The sequence below is a fragment of the Pseudomonas sp. Irchel s3f19 genome (genome assembly GCF_900187555.1).
Taxonomy (GTDB): domain Bacteria; phylum Pseudomonadota; class Gammaproteobacteria; order Pseudomonadales; family Pseudomonadaceae; genus Aquipseudomonas; species Aquipseudomonas capeferrum.
The window spans coordinates 44,232-47,615 of the sequence record NZ_FYDW01000021.1 but is presented as its reverse complement, the minus strand read 5'-3'; the positions used below and the strand labels follow the sequence as shown (position 1 = coordinate 47,615).

4 protein-coding genes and 3 tRNA genes are annotated in these 3,384 nt (G+C 57.3%); all 7 read left to right on the top strand.

Going from position 1 to position 3,384, the window contains the following annotated elements; translation table 11 throughout:
* Positions 1 to 220 precede the first annotated feature (220 nt).
* Positions 221 to 1,180: a bifunctional biotin--[acetyl-CoA-carboxylase] ligase/biotin operon repressor BirA gene (birA, locus tag CKW22_RS26740; protein ID WP_095065589.1), complete on the top strand. Its 960-nt coding sequence runs from the start codon at positions 221 to 223 to the stop codon at positions 1,178 to 1,180.
* On the top strand, positions 1,170 to 1,919 hold the full coding sequence (locus CKW22_RS26735) for a pantothenate kinase (RefSeq protein ID WP_033703503.1): 750 nt from the start codon (positions 1,170 to 1,172) through the stop codon (positions 1,917 to 1,919). The genes birA and CKW22_RS26735 overlap by 11 nt, the downstream gene beginning before the upstream one ends.
* Before the next feature lie 7 nt (positions 1,920 to 1,926).
* Entirely contained in the window at positions 1,927 to 2,352 is a 426-nt protein-coding gene (locus CKW22_RS26730; protein ID WP_047583917.1) for a hypothetical protein, read from the top strand.
* 152 nt (positions 2,353 to 2,504) lie between these two features.
* Positions 2,505 to 2,588, top strand: a tRNA-Tyr gene (locus tag CKW22_RS26725).
* Positions 2,589 to 2,612: 24 nt separating this feature from the next.
* A tRNA-Gly gene (locus tag CKW22_RS26720) sits at positions 2,613 to 2,686 on the top strand.
* A gap of 29 nt (positions 2,687 to 2,715) precedes the next feature.
* Positions 2,716 to 2,791 (top strand) — tRNA-Thr (locus tag CKW22_RS26715).
* A 78-nt stretch (positions 2,792 to 2,869) separates the two neighbouring features.
* Positions 2,870 to 3,384: GTP-binding protein (locus tag CKW22_RS26710; RefSeq protein ID WP_143500819.1), on the top strand; the 515-nt coding region annotated here is incomplete at its 3' end.

The window sequence follows — 3,384 nt, the reverse complement described above, 5'->3', positions numbered from 1 at the left end:
AGTGAAACGATGCATCGCCGATGGTAGTGTGGGGTCTCCCCATGTGAGAGTAGGTCATCGTCAAGATTCATTTCGCAAAACCCCTATCTGCGCGAGCAGGTAGGGGTTTTGTCTTTGCGGCTGGAAACTCCCTGTTGGTAGCGTCTGCGGGCGGCCCTTTTCCTATGCAAGGCCACTACCCATAGCTATCATGCCAGCCTTATTCCAAGTCGAGACTGGCATGCTGAAGTTGTTGAATCTCCTCAAGGATGGCCGGTTCCATTCCGGAGAAGCCTTGGGGGCAGCCCTCGGGGTGAGTCGCAGCGCCGTTTGGAAGCAGCTGCAGCACCTGGAGACTGAGTTGAACCTCACCATTCACAAGGTTCGTGGCCGCGGCTACCAGTTAGCGGCGCCTCTGGCCCTGCTCGAAGCGAAGGCGATCGCCGAGTTTGCCGAGGGCGAGCAGTGGCCAGTTTTCATCCACGAAACCATTGATTCGACCAACGCCGAAGGGCTGCGGCTTGCGGGTGAGGGGCAGGCTGCTCCTTTTCTGGTGCTGGCCGAGCGCCAGAATGCCGGGCGTGGCCGCCGCGGTCGTCAATGGGTAAGCCCCTTTGCAGAAAACCTCTATTACAGCCTCGTCTTGCGGGTCGAAGGCGGCATGCGCCAGCTCGAAGGGCTGAGCCTGGTGGTGGGGTTGGCGGTAATGCGTACGCTGCAAGGTTTCGGTGTAAAGGATGTGGGGCTCAAATGGCCCAATGATGTGCTTGTGCGTGGGCAGAAGATCACGGGCATCTTGCTTGAGCTGGTCGGCGACCCGGCAGACGTCTGTCACGTGGTGCTTGGTATTGGCATTAATGTGAACATGCAGACCAATGACCAGGTCGACCAGGCGTGGACCTCGATGCGACGTGAGGTTGGCGCCGCAATTGATCGCAATCACTTGGTGGCGATGCTCAGCCAGCAACTGCAACATGAATTGGCGCGTCACCGCCGCTATGGTTTTGCCGCATTCCAGGAGGAATGGGAGCAAGCGCATCTATGGCAGGGGCGTACCGTATCGCTGGTTGCCGGCAGCACCCGGATCGATGGGGTGGTGCTTGGTGTGGACGGGCAGGGCGGCTTGCGCCTTGAGGTCGACGGTGTGGAAAAGAGCTTCAGCGGTGGTGAGCTCAGTTTGAGGTTGCGTAATGATTCTTGAGCTCGATTGCGGTAACAGCTTTATCAAGTGGCGGGTCATTCATGCTGGCGACGCTACGATCGTGGGCGGCGGTATTGTCGATTCGGACCAGTCGCTGGTGGCCGAGGTCAGTACCTTGGCGTCGCTGCGTTTGTCGGGTTGCCGTATTGTCAGTGTGCGCAGCGAGGAAGAAACTGCTGCACTTTGTGCGCTGATCGGCCAGGCATTCCGTGTGGTGGCGCAAGTCGCAGAGCCTGCGCAGCAAGCAGCGGGGGTGCGTAACGGCTATGAAGACTATCAACGCCTGGGCATGGATCGCTGGCTCGCAGCGTTGGGTGCGTTTCACCTGGCCAAGGGTGCTTGCCTGGTGATCGACCTGGGGACCGCCGCCAAGGCTGACTTCATCGCCGCCGATGGCGAGCACCTGGGTGGTTATATCTGTCCGGGGATGCCGCTGATGCGTAGTCAGTTGCGTACACATACCCGGCGTATCCGCTATGACGATGCTTCGGCAGCGCGTGCATTGACCAGCCTTGCCCCGGGGCGCTCAACCGTCGAGGCTGTGGAGCGTGGTTGCGTATTAATGCTGCAAGGCTTTGCTCGGACTCAGCTCGAACAGGCGCGTGCGCTGTGGGGGGAGGATTTTACCGTGTTCCTTACCGGCGGGGATGCGCCGTTGGTGCGTGAAGCTGCGCCGCAGGCGCGGGTGGTCCCTGACCTGGTATTCGTTGGCCTGGCAATGGCCTGCCCATTGGACTGAGGTGCTTATGCGTTGGTTGTTTCTGCTGTTGCTGGTGCTCAACGTCTTCTATTACGTCTGGCATCAACAGGAAGCCCCGCTCAAGGTCAAGGATGTCGCCCCGCTATCGTTGTACAAAGGTAACCAACAAGAGATCCGCCTGCTGCGTGAAACAGGCGTGTCCACACCGGCCCGACGTCGCGATGAGTGCCTGGTTGTCGGTGGCCTGGCGGGTAAAGAGCAGCTTGATGCACTGCGTCAGCGCTTGCTGAGCCTGGATATCAATGCATTGCCGGTGTTGGGTCAGCTGCCGGGGGCCGATGGTCTCTGGCTTAAGGTTTCCCCGGAAAGCGAGCGGTTGCTGGACCAAACCGTACTCGCCGCACTTTCCAGTGATTTCAAAGACTTAAAACATAAAATTATTTTCTGCCAGGGTATTGCAACTGGCGAATAGCTTGATAGAATGGCGCCCGCTTCACAGGGAACACCACTCAGGTGGCGGAACTGGAAGCGGTGTCAACGCAGCTAAGTTTCAGATTTGATTGAAAAAATTTGAAAAATAGCTTGACACTAGGGCGGCAGCCAAATAGAATGCCGGCCACATCTGGAGGGATTCCCGAGCGGTCAAAGGGGACGGACTGTAAATCCGTTGCGAGAGCTTCGAAGGTTCGAATCCTTCTCCCTCCACCAGTTTTAGCGAGAGCCGCAAGCTCCGCGGGTATAGTTTAGTGGTAGAACCTCAGCCTTCCAAGCTGATGATGCGGGTTCGATTCCCGCTACCCGCTCCAAGTTTGCTGGGTTTTGCGCAAAGTGTTTCGCTCTTGTAGCTCAGTTGGTAGAGCACACCCTTGGTAAGGGTGAGGTCAGCGGTTCAAGTCCGCTCAAGAGCTCCATATAAACAAGGCAGATATGAAAATATCTGCCTTTGTTTTATCAGCGTAAGACTATTTCTTCTGCGGAGGATTGTATCGATGGCTAAGGAAAAGTTTGATCGTTCCCTACCACACGTGAACGTTGGCACTATCGGCCACGTTGACCATGGTAAAACCACTCTGACTGCAGCTCTGACTCGCGTCTGCTCCGAGGTTTTCGGTTCGGCAGTCGTTGAGTTCGATAAGATCGACTCGGCTCCAGAAGAAAAAGCGCGTGGTATCACCATCAACACCGCTCATGTCGAGTACAACTCGAACATTCGTCACTATGCTCACGTCGACTGCCCAGGTCACGCTGACTACGTGAAGAACATGATCACCGGTGCCGCCCAGATGGATGGCGCGATCCTGGTTTGCTCGGCCGCCGATGGCCCGATGCCGCAAACCCGTGAGCACATCCTGCTGTCCCGTCAGGTTGGCGTTCCCTACATCGTGGTCTTCCTGAACAAGGCTGACCTGGTAGACGACGCTGAGCTGCTGGAACTGGTCGAGATGGAAGTTCGCGACCTGCTGTCCACCTATGACTTCCCAGGCGACGACACCCCGATCATCAT

Coding starts and splice junctions, on each gene's coding strand:
- birA (WP_095065589.1), top strand. CDS start 221: ATGCTGAAGTTGTTGAATCTCCTCAAGGATGGCCGGTTCCATTCCGGA.
- CKW22_RS26735 (WP_033703503.1), top strand. CDS start 1,170: ATGATTCTTGAGCTCGATTGCGGTAACAGCTTTATCAAGTGGCGGGTC.
- CKW22_RS26730 (WP_047583917.1), top strand. CDS start 1,927: ATGCGTTGGTTGTTTCTGCTGTTGCTGGTGCTCAACGTCTTCTATTAC.